The following is an 18,207-nucleotide window of genomic DNA, read 5'->3' as shown; positions in this document are numbered from 1 at the left end:
TTATCTCTTTCCGTTTAAGTCATTAATAATTGAAGTTTTGCATGCTTGCCATGCTGGTATGCTTGTACTCAAAAGATTTAGCACGAAACAGAACGCAAGTGCATAAAAGAAAGTGGAAACGTGGATAAGTATGCCTATATTCACCATCGGCCCATTATTATATGAGTTTGAATATGCTGGCGTTAACAGTGAGTCTGTAAAAATGAACCCGCACGCTATACTCATTATAAATCCCAATGCTCCGGCACATAGTGTTACTATCATATTCTCTGTGATAATTTGACTTAATATGCTCCATCGCGTGCAGCCGAAAGCTCTACGTATGCCAATCTCTGATATGCGTTGGCGCAACCTACTGTGTGTCATACTACTCAAGTTTACAGCTGGAACAATTAAAAGGATAAGGAATACTATTAATTCTGTACGATGTTCTGCAGACAAATCTGGTTCGAGGTTTGCTGCAAAATCAATAGATTCTTTCTCTGTATTGTAAGGACGATTTCTATTTGCAAGTTTATTGCCACTATCTTTTATCGTTAAATTATATTTGTTCAGATTAGCTAAGGCCTCGGCGTGTACTTTTGCTTCGTCCTTAGGGGAATGCATTAATATTGTTGTGCTGAACATTCCCATTGTATTATTCCATACCATATTGCATGTCTCTTGATCCGTGGTATATGGTATCCATATCTGTGAATAAGACATGGTGGCAAGTGAAGATACATCGCTTACAACTGCAGCAACTTTATATGTTATATACTTTAATAGGAATGTACGTCCTACAACATCTCCTGTCGTATTGAAAAGTTTTATGGCAGTAGAGCGACTTATTACCGCTAAAGGTATACCTGCCTTGAAATTTGCTTCGTTATATGGTTTGCCATATATGTATTTGAAATCGAATACGTGCCAGAAAGCAGCATCGGTAAGTTTTACGTTTGCAGTGAATGATTTTGAACCATTTGCAGATAGAGGCTCACGTGTAGGAAAATAAGTGTAGGCTGTAACAGCCTCAGGAGTTTTCAGATTTTTATAGATAGCATTTATTGCATGTAAAGACATAGGGCCATTAGTCTCACCGTCTTTTGTGAGTAATGATCCGAATTTAACGTGTAGCATTCTATCACGGTTGCCTTCTGGTGAAAATGGTGCCACCTTAACCTGTTGTATCATAACAACAAGCATGATAAGAAAAAGCGAAAGAGCTGTTCCTGCAACACTCACAATACTTATGAGTGGCTGCTCTTTTAATTGCTGGTATGTTTGTTTAAATATTGTCTTCATATTTTATGAAATTATAATTCATTTCTATTCTTCGTGTAAAGCCTCTGCTGGCAATATATGCATAGCTTTTCTTGCTGGAATCAATATACCTATTAATGTTATTATTGTCATTAAAATAAATGATATTAATAGTGTAATGGATAGTCTTAATATAGTAGCATCGGCGTGTATAGTGACTGTCAAATCAGCATACCATATATTAAGACAAACAATGGTTCCAGGTAAAGCTGCGATAGCTAATAACAAAATTCCTTCTGTTAAAAAGTGGATAGCTGTTTGCTTTCTGCTGCTTCCCATTGCCATTCTGATTGCAATTTCTCCACGGCGACTATTCGTACGGAACCAGAATGTTCCTAATAAACCTAAGAATACGTTGAATACAAAAAATGACATCATTAATATAGTGTTGTTAACCTCTTGTGTAACTCCTTGACTTGCATCGTCTAATTGCTTGTAGTATTTCATACTTTGGATATCAAAAATATAAAATGGTGCAATATGTATTTTTGCAGACATAGTCTTAATGAAACTGTTTGCGAATTCATTATTGTCCGCATCTGCTTTAACTCGAATATAAATCGATGGTATAGCCTGTGATTTATAAATGTATTCTGGATAGGGCGTCATTATATAGGGTTCATACCTGTTGTAGTCTGAATTCTTTTGTGGGGCACTCACTGCTATGACTTTATAGTGTAAGTTAGGCGAATAATAATCTGAGAATTTCTTTCCTAAAACATTTGTAGTTCCCCATAAACTATCAGCTAATTCTGCACTAACGATAGCTGGGTTTACATTGTTTATAGCATTCCAGTCTTTATCTTCTAGGTTTTTATGTATACTATGTAACATAGGAATGCGGAAAGTCTTAATGTACTCTGCATCAACATAACGTATATTAGCAGTAAAAATATTTGTAGTGTCACCATCAATGTGATAACCTTGAAACATTGTGTTGTTAGAATAAACATCTGTTCCAAATGATGTACATACAGATTCAACACCTGGATATTGTTTAAAATTTTTTATTACTTCAGATAAAGGATGCCACCAGAAGCGAGATATACTATCGGCATCTTGCATTTTAACAGATTGATCATCTCTATAATTTACAGTTACTTTATATACATGTTCTTGGTCATATCCTTTTGGCTGAATTCTTGCAGAGAAAAGACCAAAAAGTACATCTACGCAAAACCATAATAAGACAAATACAATGATAAGTTCAGCAAACAGCCAACTGTTAGTACGACGTTGATTCCATATTTGTGTTAGTATATTTTTTATCATAACTTATTCTCCTCTTAAGGTGGAAATTATATTGCGACGTGTTGCCATCCAAACAGGAATGAAAACACTTATGAAGTTGAATAGAATAGCAATTCCAACTACCCAAAGAAATATTGTTGGCCTTAGTATCATTGATGTAGATATCTTGCAATCAGCATAATTCAGTAGAGATGTTTCTGAGAAGAGTAACCAACCTTTTACGATGAGTAACATTAAATATGATAAGATTACACCTAGTATAGAACCAATAAAAGTTAATATAAAATTTTCATTTATAAATCTCATAATCAGTTGCCAACGTCTAGCTCCATAACACCGTCTGATGGCTAGTTCGCTCATTTGATGATGCATCTGACTCGATACTAATCCGCTTATATTTATAGCTGGGACTACTAATAACATAAGTCCGATTAAGAATAATATAGCTGTGGTATTAACATGACCTTTGAAAAATTGGTATTTTGTAATTGGACACATATCTTTTAACTCAAATGTGTAATCATTGAGTGTTGCATTGTAGCGCTTAAGAGATATTTGTAATTGCTCATTTAATTCAGAGGTACTAACACCTGGAGCACATAGAGCCATAGCTGTTATATTTCCATATAAAGGGTCTGAGGCTTTTATTGTCGGATCAAATGGCATCCATAATTCAGAATATGCAAAATTGAAGAAAGAACTTACATTATCTACTACTCCGATAATTTTCATTGGTGTGAAATCACAGAAGAAGGTCTTTCCTATAGATTTTTCAGCACTACCATAGAATTTTCTTGCTATACGCTCATTTATTACCACAACGTTAGCCCTTGCTTGGAAGTCGCCTTTATTGAACGGTTTGCCTGCTAAAAACTTAAAGTTATACATTTGCCAGAACTCAGGATCTACATATTTGCAGAAATGACTTTCACCTTTATCCTTGTTAGTTCCACAATACAACATTGTACCCTTACGTTGGTAACTTATAATAGATGCACCTTTTACGTTATTGAATATCATTTTAGCCGTGCGATAACTCATTCCCGAATTTGCATTGCTATGATCTTTTTTCATATAAGAATATCCTTCACCCGAAAATACCATTTTGCTTCGATTATTTTCAGGTGTTATGTCTCCGATATGTATGTCATAGTTTATCACAACAAGCATTGCAAAAGCTATACTCACAGCAGTACCTAAGATAGACAATATGCTGAAGAACGGCTGTTGCCTGATCTGGTTTATTGCTTGCTTAATGATTGTCTTCATAAATTATTTTATTTTTATTCTATTGAATTTGGCGTCCGTCAAAGAATCTAACAGTCCTGCTTGTTAGTTTTGCTTGGTCTTCATTATGAGTCACCATAACTATAGTTCTGCCATCTTCTTTATTCAATTTGTGTAGTAGTTCCATAACTTCTGCACCCATCTTTGAGTCCAAATTACCTGTAGGCTCATCGGCTAATATTATATCAGGATTACCTATGATAGCACGTGCTATGGCTACACGCTGACACTGACCACCACTAAGTTGGGTCGGGAAGTGGCGCATGCGATGTGTTAATCCTACTTTCTCCAACACTTCTTCGGCTTTTTGTCTGCGTTCCTTGGCACTTACGTTGCGGTATAAAAGTGGCATTTCAACATTATCAAGTACATTGAGTGAATTGATAAGATGGAATGACTGAAATACAAAACCTAGTTTTTGATTGCGGAAGGCAGCAAGCGCTTTATCTTTCATGCCGTCTGTCTGTATACCTTCTATCTCGATAGATCCGCTTGTAGGTAAGTCTAGCAATCCCATTATGTTGAGTAGGGTAGACTTGCCACAACCTGATGGTCCCATTATGGAAAGGAACTCACCTTTTTCTACTTCGAGATTTACGTTCTCAAGAGCTACCGTTTCAATCTCGTCAGTACGGTAGATTTTGTTAATACCTTTTAATGTAATCATAATTGTTATTTTTATTATTTATATTTATTCTTCTTTCAGAGCATCTGCCGGCAGTGCTTTTGTTGCTCTTCTTACTGGTATATATGTTCCAAGTAATGATATGAATATCATAATTATATATGTTATGGCAGATACTACTGCAAACATCTTTACTGGATGGAAACTTAGATATGGATAATTTATATTCGAAGGATCTGTCTTAAAGAAATCTTGTATATAAGCTACATTCAGCATTAAGATGATTGAAATTATAAATGCTATTGTAACAATGATAAATGCTTCTGTAACAAACTGGGTTGTTATCCTATTTATGCTACATCCTATAGCTTTCATTACTCCAATCTCTCCACGTCGGTTATTACAGCGAATCCAGAATGTACCAACCATTCCAAGGAACACACAAATAAGAAAGAATCCGGACATCATTATTTGCAGTCTACACTGATTGTTGATACCGTCATTCTCCATAAAATCTTTTTTAATGTCTTTCATACTGATTAACGACAGATTAATGAAGTTCCCTACTTCAAATCTTGGAGCAATGTTATGTTTGAATTTTTCTTCAAATTTTATAGCATCTGTTCCTTCTTTTAGTCTAAAACAAATGATTGCATTTGTATATCCACAGTCTTTTAAAGTTTGATCACCTACAGTTAAGCCTGCAAATGGAGTAGTATGGGTTCTTGTGTTTACATCCTTGAAAACACCAGCGACTTTGAATGTTGTTGATTTGTCGTCATTAAAATACAGATTTCTGCCAATAACATTTGTTGTGCTAAAAATATCTTTAGCTAATTGTTCTGATATATATATAGCCTGCTTTGTTGATAACCTGTTATTGCATTGCATTGTCTTGCCGGTTATGGCATCTTTGAATTTGTATGTCTTCATTAGATCGCCTCCTGCTTCATGACACATTCCATATATTTGTGTAGAGTGGTGTGCTGTATCACAAGATATACTGTTGCCACTGTAATTTGTACTGTTGGGTACAGAAAACCAACCACTTGCAACTCCGTATGATTCTACTTCAGGGCATTGCTTGATAGCATTGACTGCACGCATAAAAATATCGTGGTTTATGGTGTCATTATCAGTCTTCGCATCGTAGTGTTCACTGCTCTTGTCGTACATACTAAACTGTGAACAATATAATCTGGAATCCTCATATCCCTCATTTACCATACCCGTACTTACAATACCAACTAGAGGATTGATAGATTTCCACAGGAAAAATCCTACTAGTATAAGCTCTATCATTATCCAAGCATTCTGTTTACGCTGATTCCAAATTGTTTTGAATATTATTTTTATCATGATGATTTATCTTTTTGTGTTAAGAGAATAAATGATATTATGTCTCAACGATAGAGAGGCTGGTATAACTGCTGATAAAAGATTTAATATCATGCAAATAACTATTGCGATGCCTATAATTATTGGATTGAATAGCATGTTGAATGTAATGTGAGTATTTGTTGCCCCTCCATTGCTAAAGATATTTAATATCCAGTCACTCGAAATTAAGACTACAAGATATGATAATACCAACCCTGCGACAGCACCAATCGCCGTAAGCGCAAGATTTTCACAAACTACCTGTAAAATGAGTGAGTTCTTTTTCGCTCCAAATGTCTTTCTAATTCCCATTTCGCATAGTCTATTTTCCATGCGGCTTGATATTAGTCCGCATAAATTTAAAGCAGGAACAAACAATAAGGCAAACATCATGATAAGAAAATCGGTAATTATCTCATTAATATTCGGACCCTCGTTAGTCCAGTACCTGAAAGTACTTTGCCAATACTCATCAGGTTGATTCATGATATTAATCTTGAAGTTCTTATTTGTGTTGTTTAAACGCTTAAAATACGACTGTATTTCATTTCTTACTTCATCCTTTGTGCTATTCTCATTTATGGTCATAAAACAAGAATAGCTTCCTAGTAGGTTATCCTTGTCATATGACTTCATTGCCTCCTTTGAGATTGTAGTCCATACTTCAGAATATGTTGCGCTCATTGCTGCCGAAACATCTTCTACAACTCCGCTTATTTTATATCTGTCTCCATTTATAGTTAGTTCTCTTCCTGCTACATTCGTAGATCCATAAACGGCCTTTGCTGTCGATTCACATATTACAGCACATTTATTATTAGCCTCTATGTTAGCTTCGGTATATGGTTTACCACTAATAAAGTTAAAAGTGAAGACTTTCCAAAAATCACCATTCGTAAGTGTCAAATCTACAGATATGTTGTCTTTGCCTTTTGGCATGTTTATGACATACCCTGAACCTGATTTTGTAAATCTTTCTTTAATAGCAATGTTTTTTACACCTTTTATCTTTCCAAGTACTTTGCTACATAGTGAGTAAGATAGATTTCCGCTACTATTAGAATCTTGATTATCTATTTTATCAATGGATTTGAATACCAAAGTGTTATTTCTGTTGTTTTCAGGATATATTGGAGCAAACTTTATGTAATATATGATGAATACAATCATGATTAATGCTACAGATAATCCTGTACCCATTATATATATAAAAGAGTATAATTTGTTTTGTTTAATCAGCGTCAATGCCTGACGAATATATATTTTTATCATATTATATGAATGTTAGTTCTTAAGCTTCAACTTATTCTTATCTTTGTAGTCATTCATGTCACTTACTACGACTTTGTCGCCAGGTTTTAATCCACTTAAAACTTCAACATAATCAAATCCAGCTTCGCCCAATTTAACCTTGCGTTTCACAATCTCACCATTGCTGTTGGCAACAAACAGACTATATGTGCCTGGACCAGTGTAATATGCACTGTTGGCTATTCTCATAACATCACTCTTAACGGAGTTGATAACATAGATATCAGTATTCAGACCAGAACGAAGAACACTGTTGTGATCATCTTTTAATTGGACAGTAAAGTTGATAACTCCATTCTTTGATAGGGGAGTTACACTACTTATGGTTCCATTAATAGTCTTACCGCCAATTTTGACAATAGCTTTTCCACCAACAGATATTTTATCACCATAAGAATCGGCAATTTCTCCTGTTATCTTGAAATGGCTTAGATCAGAAACTACAGCCACTTGTTCTCCTTGGGTTATTTGTGATCCTATCTGATTATTTATGTATGTCAAAATAGCTTTGCGTGGCGCACGTATCTTAGCATCTTCAAGCGTACGTTTTATTTCTCCGAGCGACTTTATAAACATATCCAAATCAAGTTTTTGAACTTTATATTCTGCAGCACTCGAAAGACGCTCGTTTATTAATTGCTTCTTTTGTTGTTCCAATTCTATGCGTGCAACATTATAGTTCATCTCTTTCTGGTGCACGTTGTCTCTCGTACTAGCACCGATACTGTCAAGATATCGTTCACTGTGCATTTCTACTTTCATTCTATTTAACTTCATTTGTGCTACACGAATCTGCATAGCCAAATCAGTAAGTTTTGTATTTTGGTCTACTTTTAATTGCTGTAATTTAGATATTCTCATTTGCTCATCATCCTGACCTTTCTTATAATCAGTTTCGGCTGATTGTAAATCAAGCTTTAGAATAGGTGTTCCTGCATCAACTGCGTCTCCACTCTTCTTATAGGTTTCTATAATTCTTGAATTTATTGGAGAGTTTATAATCTCTTCAAAGATAGGAACAACTTTTCCACTTGCGTTAACACTGACCTCAATAGTACCACGGTCTACGGTTGAGAAAGTCAAATCAGCACGGTTTACACTTTGTCCAAGCCATTTTTCTACACCGATGAAGCAAGTAAAAATGATAAGTACAATTGCTGCCGCACGAATGATTCTTTTCTTTCGGCGCTTTTTGATTTCTTCTTTTGGTATTTCTCTGTCCATAGTTTTATATTATTTACTGCCTATTTATAAGCAATGCCTGTGCCAAGAAGCTAATGTGCTGATTATTAGTGTGTTAACAAAAATGCATAGTGTCCGATAATGAACACTTCGTTCATTATCGGACACTAATAGCATCGCATAACTTGTGAAAGTTGACTTAATGGATAGTATTACATAATTTCCAAATCTTTTACCTGGGCAATTACTCTCTTGCAAACGAAAGATCTAGTAATATAAAATTTAATAATATACGTTTCCTTTGGTTTTGAGACACAATAAAAAAAACTTTTTTTGATTTTCTAATGCTGTTTCCTACATGATTTCACCAAACACATTGTTATACAACATGTTAGCTAATGTATATAAGTCCGTTCTTATACATTTTAGGGAGTGATTAGGCCCTAATCACTCTGTTGTCCTACATGCTTTACCGAGTGATTAGGGCCTTATTACTCAAAAGCGCACCGAAAAAGGTGATTTTATTCTTGTTACACTTCATGCATTTTGACCATAATAGGAGTTGATCATAAACATTCATAGTTGTATTTACTGAATCACGATACATTATTTTAAAGCCGATATTGATTATCATTATCGTTTTTGAAATTTCTTACGGAAAAGGTTTACATATCAAAATGTTTTATAAATCAGTTTGGTTTCCAAATTTCATTTACAAAGAGACATGAGATTTCTATATTCACAATCCCATAAAAGGCATTATGGTGATTTGCTTTACTGAAGAAAACATGTCCTAATGGTCCAACCTAAAAAACGACTTTTGTATTGCGATTGGAGCAAAATCCACCGTTTTTAGTACTAAAACGTGCTTATCATGTAGGAATCATGTAGGAAAGATGTAGGATAGAGCACTTATATACATGGTTTAAGTTGCTGATTAATAGATGTTTAAGCTAAAAATGTAGGTAATGTAGGTTATTTTTCTTTTTTTCTGGGTTTATTGCCAATTTATGGAGGATATTCTCCCCGAAATTGGCAAAGAACCTTTTTGGAATTAATACCTCTAAAAAGATTTTTATGAACAGATCTTTATTGATTAAAAAATACCCTTTGATTATTACAATCAAAGGGTACAATATTATAATTATGAAACCTAACCCGTATTAGAATTTAAATTTTTTAGGTAGAGCAGGCATTGCACCATTCTGAGTACATACGAAAGCACTCACGTTTACTGCCAGCTTATGAGCTTCTTCTACAGACTTTCCGCTAAGTATTGCTGCACAGAAACTTCCTGTAAACGAGTCGCCTGCACCAACTGTATCGGCAACCTCAACCTTTGGAGTTGGCTGATAAGACACCTTACCTGGAGTAAACACATAACTACCATTTACACCACAAGTTAGGACAAGTATATCAAGATTATATTTGCCTAGTATTAGGAAGCACTTATTTTCAATGTCTAGACCAGGATAGCCAAACATACGACCAATTATTACAAGTTCCTCATCATTGATTTTTAGCATGTTGCAACGTTTCAGTGAATCCTGAATAACCTCCTTTGTATAGAATTGCTGACGTAGATTGATATCAAAGATCTTTATACAATCAGTAGGTGTTACATCAAGAAATTTCTGGATAGTCTCACGGCTAACCACATTTCGTTGGGCTAATGAACCAAAACATACCGCACGAGTATTGCGAGCAATATTTTCAATAGACTTTGTGAAAGGAATATTATCCCAGGCTACATTCTCCTTAATATCATACGTTGGAACACCATCTGTATCAAGTTCCACCTGTACCGTACCTGTAGGATAAGGCACACGAGGCATCTCATACTTCAGATCTTTTTCCTCCAACTGTTTAATAGTTTCTTCTGCCAGAGCATCCTCACCCAAAGCACTCACTGCAACAGAATTTAAATCAAACTGACTAGCATGGAATGAAAAGTTGGCAGGAGCTCCCCCCAATTTCTTACCTTCTGGAAGTACATCCCACAGTGCTTCACCCAGACCGACAACATAGCGATTATCTTTTTCCATTTTATTGTTTTACGTTTTTAATATAAGTAAATAGATATATTACTCCTATAGCCATAATAGCAACAGCTCCTACTTGACCAACAGCATCACTGGCAAATCCCATAAGTAAAGGGAAGATGGTTCCCCCAAAAAGCCCCATGATCATTAGTCCTGAAACTTCATTCTTCTTATCAGGAACGCTCAAGAGAGCCTGTGAAAATATGATGGAAAATACGTTAGAGTTGCCATAACCTACTAGTGCAATAGCTACATATAGTTCTATCTTGCTGTCACCAATAAACATCCCAACCATTGAAAGTGCCATCATGGTGATAGATATCAGAAAGAAAGTTTTAGACTTAATCACACGCAGGAAATAACTTCCTGTTAAGCAACCTATAGTACGGAAAATAAAGTATAATGATGTAGCAAAGGCTGCATCATTTAGGGTCATTCCAACGCGCTCCATTAAAATTTTTGGAGCTGTAGTGTTGGTACCTACATCGATTCCTACATGGCATATAATACCAAGAAAGCTCAGTAACACGATTGGCTTGCCCAATAACTTAAGGCACTCTGAAAATGTAGAAGGCTTACCATCAATTTTTTCTTCCTTAATAGAAGTGACACCCAATAACAACGAGGCTAGCACACCGATGAACATATAGATAGGGAACAGCACTCGCCATCCAAGTCCAAACGACGGAATCGTTGCCATAGCACCCCACATAGCAATATAAGGAGCCATAAAGGACGCAATAGCTTTTACAAACTGTCCAAAAGTTAGAGTTGATGCTAGATGGCTACCACCAATCACTTCAGAAACCAATGGGTTCAGCGATGTCTGCATCAGTGCATTGCCAATTCCAAGCAATGAGAACGAGATGAGCATAATAGTGAAAGTCTCGCCAAAAATAGGAAGAAGCAAAGAAACTATAGTAACGATGAGTGACAACAAAACTGTTTTTTTTCTACCGATTTTATTCATCAGCATACCTGTTGGTACAGAGAAAATAAGGAACCAGAAGAACACCAGTGATGGAAAAATGTTAGCAGTGCTATCATTTAGTGCCAAATCCTCCTTCACATAGTTAGAGGCAATGCCCACTAAGTCGACAAATCCCATAGCGAAGAAGCACAGCATAACAGGGATAATTGTTAGTTTTATATTTTTACTCATAGGTGTATTTTTTGCTTTTTAGTTATTCGATTTACAAATATAGCACATTTCTATTTTACATTTTATAAATGGCATATTTTATTTTACCTTTTTTTACAATCTTATTGTAAGGAGTGATTGGAAATACGAGGTTAGTCATTGCCATTTTTCCCTCAGCATCAAATACTTCGATGCTACTGTTGTCAATGAATATTCTGAGTTGTTTAAGTTTGCCATAAACTGGGGCCGTAGTGGTTACCGGGAAAGCTTCACTAAAGTCAACCTTACCACTTTTTGTACGGTCCATAGAGAAGGTTCGTTTACTTTCGTTGTAAGTTAATACTACTTTCTCACCTTTATCGTTGGATAATGTGACAGATGAAGAACCTTTAATGTTAAGCACAAGTTCACATGCATTAGATAGTTTATTTTGCTTCTTACCACGCATGGCAATAAGTTCCTTTGATGGAATTACACCGCAATATGTCTGCCCTTCATATTCGAAAAGGTCAAGATCGCGAGGGACAGTGTTGGCTGAGCGATATTGTGTGGTAGGAGTCTGGGCTGCATACTGCCAATTGTTCATCCAAGCCATTGCAACATGGCGACCCTCAGGAGCATTGTCAAATGTTACGGTAGCATAGTGATCCTTTCCATAATCCATCCATTTTGTCACATCAGGGGCACTCTCACAGGTGAACTTATGACCATCAAAATCACCTACAAAGTATTGTGTTGCGCTACCACCGAAAGGACCTCCAGGATTGATATTACAGATTAACATCCACTTATCCTTATTTGTACCACGCACTTTTAACTTCATCAAATCTGGACACTCCCAAACGCCATTATGATCTCCGTAACCATGACCAAACGAACTCTCGAACTTCCAATCTTTTAAATTGTCAGAAGTGTAGATATTCATTTCCTGCCCAGCGGCAAGAATTAAGTTCCACTTCTTGATATCGTCATTCCAAAACATGTGAGGATCGCGAAAATCAGGAACGTTGCTAGTTATTACAGGATTGGCGGCATACTTAGTGAAAGTTTTTCCATTATCGGTTGAAAAAGCTAGACTCTGAGTTTGATTCTCACCTGCCGATGTGTACATAGCTACAATGGCACCCTTGCCAAAGCCAGCGGTATTATTCTTATCCACAACAGCGGAGCCACTGAATATGGTTCCAAGAGCATCTGGTTCAATGGCATCTCCCTCGTATTTCCAATGAACAAGATCTTTTGAACTAGAGTGTCCCCATGTCATATTTTCCCATAGGGACCCATAAGGGTTATGCTGGAAATAGAGATGCCATGTGCCATCCTTATAAAACATACCATTAGGATCATTCATCCACCCATAAGCTGGTGTATGGTGATATTCTGGACGGAATTTTTCGCGATTAGCTATATCGAATGTATCTGAATACTTCATCTGCTTCCAGCAAGCCCACTCTTTGATAGCTCCCTCGTTACGAATATTGCCATTGATATGGATATCTAGAATAAGCTCATGACCAGCATATTTACTCAAATCGAGAGGTACATAGTAATCTGCATATTCTGAAGCCAAACGCACATTGATTGTCTTCACTTGATTATTGTTAGCAAGAACCTTAATGTTGCTCATTTCGGCACGATCCTCAACAGGTAATAATAAGTAGCGATAATTCTTCGTATCTAAACGATAAAGTACGTGATTGCTAGAAAGGAACATGATTTTATCTTCTGCATGGACTGCCGATAAGACAGTCATGCTGAAGATAAATAATAGTAATCGTAAGCTCTTCATAAATTTTAATTCTCTGTTGTTTGTTATTAATATTGGCTTACTGTCAGATTTGAAATGGTGATATTCCCTCCGTAGTTGTTTATGCTCCAGCAGTTCTTAGGAATTCCATATATGCGCTGAGTATAGGAACAAACATCGTTGATATACATAGTAACAACACTGTTATCGTTGTAGATTGTAATATTGTAAACATTGTCGGCTGGTCGAGCAAACAAATAACCGTCAATCCCTTCGATAAAGCCTTTTCCGTCAGTACCTTCTTCCAAAAAGTTTACCTTACGGTTGTTCTCGTCTTCAGGATTTATAACCATTGTATAATACTTCTTTTCATCCGTTGAACGAACCAAAGATATACCGAACTTATCCAAATTGTTACTTGTCTTTACAGTGAAAGAAATTTTATTATGAGTACCCAAACGATTAAAAAGTGCATAAGCGCTATCGCCAGAAAGTGTATAGTTGCCGTTTGAACCATTAACACCTTTTTCAGCCATCACTGAAACAGTCTGTGGTTTGTTGTATTTAGCATCAATAGCATCAACCTTGCCCAATGTTAGAGTGCCATCACTATGTTGGATAATCTTGTGGCAAACGAGTGCGCCACTCCAATTAGGTTCCTTTTCTCCTACATTAATATTCTTATCCCAAACATTAACACCTGTACGGTATGGACACCAACCCCATAGATAACGGTCGGTACCGTTAGAGGCTGTCTTTCCTGCATATAAAGCACGGCTATCAAGCACACCTTCATGACCATCCTTTGGCCAGTTTGCACCAGGATCGCTAAAGCAAGCCTTCAAACCTTCAAAGCTCTTTGCCATCATATATTTCACTTTGCGACTCCATGTAGTCTGATAGGCCTCACTGTAAACAAAGTACCACCAGTCACCCATTTTGAAGACGTCAGGACATTCACACATACGATCCCAGATAGCATTGAATGAGCTATTAAACGTCCAGTTCTTCATATCAGTAGAAGTGAATTCTGCAAACTTTGGATCCCCCTTGCGTGTTGCAATAATCATGTGGTAGGTGCCATTATCCTCAAAGATCTGAGGGTCACGGAAATCCTGACTTGATAGATCAAAGTCTGCCCCCTTTAATGACCATGCATTATCGCGAGTCCATGTTTTGAAGTCGCTTGATGTAGCACGCATAACTACCTCTGTATTCTCGCAATTTGGGTTATGACCAGTGTAATAGATATAATACAAACCATCCAACTTGTTGTAGTAGCAACATCCTGTACCTAGTGCGGCATCCTGCTGATAGTCGCTAGTTCCTACAGACAGAGTTTCGCCCAATGACTGATAGTTTGCACCATCCTTGGTCGCAACTGTCCAGATAGGGTGATAGCAGAACAACTTATTGTTGTCAAAGTCCTGCAAATAAAGAATTTTGAAATCGTTAGCCTTCTCATCATAGAAAGGCATTGGATCACCAACGCGACCAAGAGATGGCTTGTAATAAGTTGAATAACCAGCTTCCTCTGTAGAATTGAAGAATTCAGTTGTTTCTGCCCAATTCTTTTCTGGATCACCTTTATATGTATCTTCGCTGCATGCAGTCACCGCTAAGGCTGACAGTGCAATTGTGAATAAATATATCATCTTTTTCATAATTTTGAATCTTTTAGAAATCTTACTTCATTAAGTAATTGAATGCATTACTAGTCATAATACCGACATTGTCGTGATAGTGAGATGTGTAAGCAGTTGGTGACCACCAGTCGAAGCATCCTGAACCAAAGCAGATGATGCCGCCTTTGCCAAATGTACCATTAGCTGAAGGAGCTTCCCATACAGAAATTGCACCGTCACCACCATGACCAAGAATACGACCACCAGTCAGATTAGTCCACTTGTTGTGTCCTACAGAATAGTCGCCACCTTCATTGTCATAGTCGCCCCACATACCCCACTGAGAGGTGCAGTTTGAAATGGTGTAGCCTGCATCGGTGGTCTTAATTCCACCATCCTTCAAAATCATGTTCTTCCACAATGGATGATTAGCATCCTCCATCAAGAATCCCCACTCATTACCTGCGCTGATCACATCACCGCCATCGTCGTTGGCACCCCAACAGTTGTTAGCACAACGCTTATCCTTAATTGCACCAAGTTCAGCTGCGAAGTTAACAGCAGCACGACTTAGAATGAATCCACCACCATTTTTATAGTAATCGGTAAGGATGTTAATAGCACCCATAGCAGTTGATGTTGCTGCACTTTCGAAGTCACCGATCGTCTCAGATGGCTGATTCTGCCAATGCCACCAGATGACCTTACATTTTGAAAGGTCTACATTGCCTGCCTTCAGTTCATCCCAACTGACAAACATTGAGTTTTCTATATTGGCTAACATCCATTTACAAGCTTCTTTCTCCTCAGGAACAAGTTCGTCCATAGTTGTAGCTTTAGCAGAACCAAGAAATATTGCTTCTGGGGCCGAAACGGTCTTTATAGTAGCTACGTATGTTGCCGTTGCTGTATTATCTGTGACCGTATATGTAATAGGTTCAGTGAAGTCGGTCTGGACGCCGCTGAGAGGACTTATATTTGCATCCTCACTGTAGATAATAGTAGGAATAGCTTTCTTAATATCTACTGTAGCTGGTAGAAATGCTGTTATAGTATGATCCTCCTCGTTAATACTAGCCTTGTAGGTGTCGTTGATGATAAACGATTTGATTTTAGCCTCATCGTTCTTCACATTAACAGTCCAGTCCAGATAGAGATCGCCTTTTGTTATGTGTATCACTTTTGCATTGGTGAAGTCTACAATATCGCCCAAAGCAATGTTTGACTTTGTTCCATCAGATATATTCAGACTGGTAATCTTCATGGCAGACTTATCTTTGAAGTCTACAGGAACCTTAACCTTAATAGTACGAGTTGCTGGATCAACATTGCCCTCATATTTATCGTTGAGTACAAGTGATTTTACAGCACAGTCGCCCGTGAGCTGTAAGTCGCTATAGTTGTCGTTGCTACAGGCTGCAAATAGTAAGATAGTAAGAAGGCAAAATGGTAAGCCCCCAATTGCAATCAATGCCCTTATATATATATTATTATTTTTCATAATTGTAATCTTTAAACTTTAAGTACTAATCTCAAAAAAAATTACCACTTCCCTATATTCTGCGTATAGTGCCCGTTAGAAGAAGAATACTGTGAATGTGGAATTGGCAGATACTCATTCTTATCGGCTGTAAACTCAGCTTCATTAAGGAATGTTACACGTTCTTTCTCCTTGGCGAAATAGTTATTAAGAACAGTTGCTGCTTCTCCCCAGCGAACGAGGTCAAAGAAACGCTCACTTTCCATAGCAAATTCCAAACGACGTTCCATCTTTACTATTTTGATGGCATCTTCCTTAGAATAGCTACCTGTGTAGTTCTTGCAGTAGAAGTGAACACCATACTTGTTTGGATAGTCTGCTATCATTTGTGTAGAACCAGCAGCACGAGTACGAATCTGGTTAACTAGTCTTATCGCTTCGGCAGAATTTCCTAATTGAGCCTCTGCTTCAGCACGCTCTAGTATTACGTCAGCGTAACGGAAAACGATGCGGTTCATAGAGCTAGCCCAGTAAGAACCATGAATGAGATATGTACCGATGAGAGCAGGATCAACATTCTGCTTTAAGGTTACATTGTAGCCATAAAGACCACCTGAACGACTCCATGCTGATGAATGATCCATAATGAATTTCTTATTGAACATATATGGAAGTCCTGTCATGCCAACAGTTAGAAACAAACGTGGATCGGCATTATCGGTCTTCATGTCATAGTTTTTGTCATTGAAAGTATCAATCATTGGAAGACCGTTAGCATCAGTTTCAAATGCATTTACAAGATTTTGTGAAGGCTTGTAGAAGTCGCAACCACCGTTGGTTACATCAGGAATGTTTGGCACGATAAGACCGTAGCTCCAATTGAGATTACCATATGTGGAACCGTCGTTGCGAGAGTATTGTATAGCCCATATAGACTCTATACCATTTTCATATTGATCTTCAGGACGGAAATTATTGTGGATATCACTCTCTAGACCATAGCCACCGGCTGTGTAGATAGCAGGATCGGTATATTCAAGCACCTTTTTCAGGTCGTCTTCATTAATTGACGTCACTTTGTTTGATGCAGGGTCATCTTGATGATATGCCTTGTATAGATAAACCTTTGCAAGAAAAGCAGCAGCTGCAGCCTTTGTTGGACGCCCTTTGTCAGTCTGAGTTACCGGCAAAACATTATAAGCCTCTTCAAGTTCCTTAGCTATGATAGCCCAACCTTGATCATTGGTATATTCTGTGTTGGAAATCTGATGGTACTCGTCATAGGTGAGATCTGATCGCATAACAAAGGGTATGTTTTTGTAGAGACGCTTAGCCAGAAAATGACCATAAGCGCGCAAAAATTTCATTTCAGCCAAACGCTCATTCTTTAAAGAGTAAGAATCATCTGCTGCCTCAAGAGTTCCAATTGCTGTATTCACACGTGAAATAGCATTATAGATACGCACCCACATATCGTTGATATTCCAATTGGTGGTTAATACACCCTTTTCAACTTCAAGCTGGTGGAAAACGTCACCATCATTAGTTGTTGATCCACCCTTATAGGCATCGTCCGAACGAACGTCATAGTTCCACATCGAGAAAGATGAGTTGATATCTTCTGCTGTTGTGAAGATCGCATACGCAGAAGTCACCATATTATCAATATACTCTGATTTTGTTACTTCTTTGTCTGACAGTGTTCCTTGCGGAACTTGGTCGTCAAGGAAAGCATTACAACTATTTAAAAATAAAAGGGATAAGGCAAAAGGTAAAACGAATGTCGCTTTCTTGACCTTTGTATATAAATTTCTTGATTCCATAATTGTGTTTT

13 protein-coding genes are annotated in these 18,207 nt (G+C 37.2%); all 13 read right to left on the bottom strand.

Annotated features, from left to right (window positions below; translation table 11 throughout):
• The 13 genes from prwr041_RS03115 to prwr041_RS03055 all read right to left on the bottom strand — a co-directional run bounded on the left by prwr041_RS03115 (window position 1) and on the right by prwr041_RS03055 (window position 18,196).
• Window positions 1-1,284 (bottom strand): ABC transporter permease, encoded by a 1,284-nt coding sequence (locus tag prwr041_RS03115; RefSeq protein WP_207154891.1) that lies wholly within the window; start codon window positions 1,282-1,284, stop codon window positions 1-3.
• Between the two features lie 24 nt (window positions 1,285-1,308).
• The gene (locus prwr041_RS03110) at window positions 1,309-2,574 is read right to left on the bottom strand and encodes an ABC transporter permease (protein ID WP_207154889.1); all 1,266 of its coding nucleotides are present in this window, start codon (window positions 2,572-2,574) and stop codon (window positions 1,309-1,311) included.
• 3 nt (window positions 2,575-2,577) lie between these two features.
• The gene (locus prwr041_RS03105) at window positions 2,578-3,822 is read right to left on the bottom strand and encodes an ABC transporter permease (RefSeq protein ID WP_207154887.1); all 1,245 of its coding nucleotides are present in this window, start codon (window positions 3,820-3,822) and stop codon (window positions 2,578-2,580) included.
• 19 nt (window positions 3,823-3,841) lie between these two features.
• Window positions 3,842-4,507, bottom strand: coding sequence for an ABC transporter ATP-binding protein (locus prwr041_RS03100; protein WP_207154885.1), 666 nt, complete (start codon window positions 4,505-4,507; stop codon window positions 3,842-3,844).
• A 24-nt stretch (window positions 4,508-4,531) separates the two neighbouring features.
• Window positions 4,532-5,824, bottom strand: a complete 1,293-nt coding sequence (locus prwr041_RS03095) for an ABC transporter permease (protein WP_207154884.1) — start codon at window positions 5,822-5,824, stop codon at window positions 4,532-4,534.
• A gap of 6 nt (window positions 5,825-5,830) precedes the next feature.
• Window positions 5,831-7,117, bottom strand: coding sequence for an ABC transporter permease (locus prwr041_RS03090; protein ID WP_207154883.1), 1,287 nt, complete (start codon window positions 7,115-7,117; stop codon window positions 5,831-5,833).
• Window positions 7,118-7,129: 12 nt separating this feature from the next.
• A complete protein-coding gene (locus prwr041_RS03085) occupies window positions 7,130-8,380 on the bottom strand; it encodes an efflux RND transporter periplasmic adaptor subunit (protein ID WP_207154882.1) in 1,251 nt (416 codons plus the stop codon).
• Window positions 8,381-9,501: 1,121 nt separating this feature from the next.
• Window positions 9,502-10,383, bottom strand: a complete 882-nt coding sequence (locus prwr041_RS03080; protein ID WP_207154880.1) for a carbohydrate kinase family protein — start codon at window positions 10,381-10,383, stop codon at window positions 9,502-9,504.
• A 1-nt stretch (window position 10,384) separates the two neighbouring features.
• On the bottom strand, window positions 10,385-11,542 hold the full coding sequence (locus prwr041_RS03075; RefSeq protein WP_207154878.1) for an MFS transporter: 1,158 nt from the start codon (window positions 11,540-11,542) through the stop codon (window positions 10,385-10,387).
• A 55-nt stretch (window positions 11,543-11,597) separates the two neighbouring features.
• Entirely contained in the window at window positions 11,598-13,310 is a 1,713-nt protein-coding gene (locus tag prwr041_RS03070; protein ID WP_207154876.1) for a DUF4980 domain-containing protein, read from the bottom strand.
• A 26-nt stretch (window positions 13,311-13,336) separates the two neighbouring features.
• Window positions 13,337-14,932 carry a glycoside hydrolase family 32 protein gene (locus prwr041_RS03065; RefSeq protein WP_207154874.1) on the bottom strand — a complete coding sequence of 532 codons (1,596 nt, stop codon included), beginning with the start codon at window positions 14,930-14,932 and terminating at the stop codon, window positions 13,337-13,339.
• Between the two features lie 22 nt (window positions 14,933-14,954).
• The gene (locus tag prwr041_RS03060; RefSeq protein WP_207154872.1) at window positions 14,955-16,394 is read right to left on the bottom strand and encodes a DUF4960 domain-containing protein; all 1,440 of its coding nucleotides are present in this window, start codon (window positions 16,392-16,394) and stop codon (window positions 14,955-14,957) included.
• A 41-nt stretch (window positions 16,395-16,435) separates the two neighbouring features.
• Window positions 16,436-18,196 carry a RagB/SusD family nutrient uptake outer membrane protein gene (locus prwr041_RS03055; RefSeq protein ID WP_207154871.1) on the bottom strand — a complete coding sequence of 587 codons (1,761 nt, stop codon included), beginning with the start codon at window positions 18,194-18,196 and terminating at the stop codon, window positions 16,436-16,438.
• Between the last annotated feature and the right edge of the window lie 11 nt (window positions 18,197-18,207).

The organism is Prevotella herbatica (genome assembly GCF_017347605.1).
Classification (GTDB): Bacteria; Bacteroidota; Bacteroidia; order Bacteroidales; family Bacteroidaceae; genus Prevotella; species Prevotella herbatica.
The sequence above is the reverse complement of the archived record's forward strand: the minus strand, read 5'-3'. Positions and strand labels throughout refer to the sequence as shown.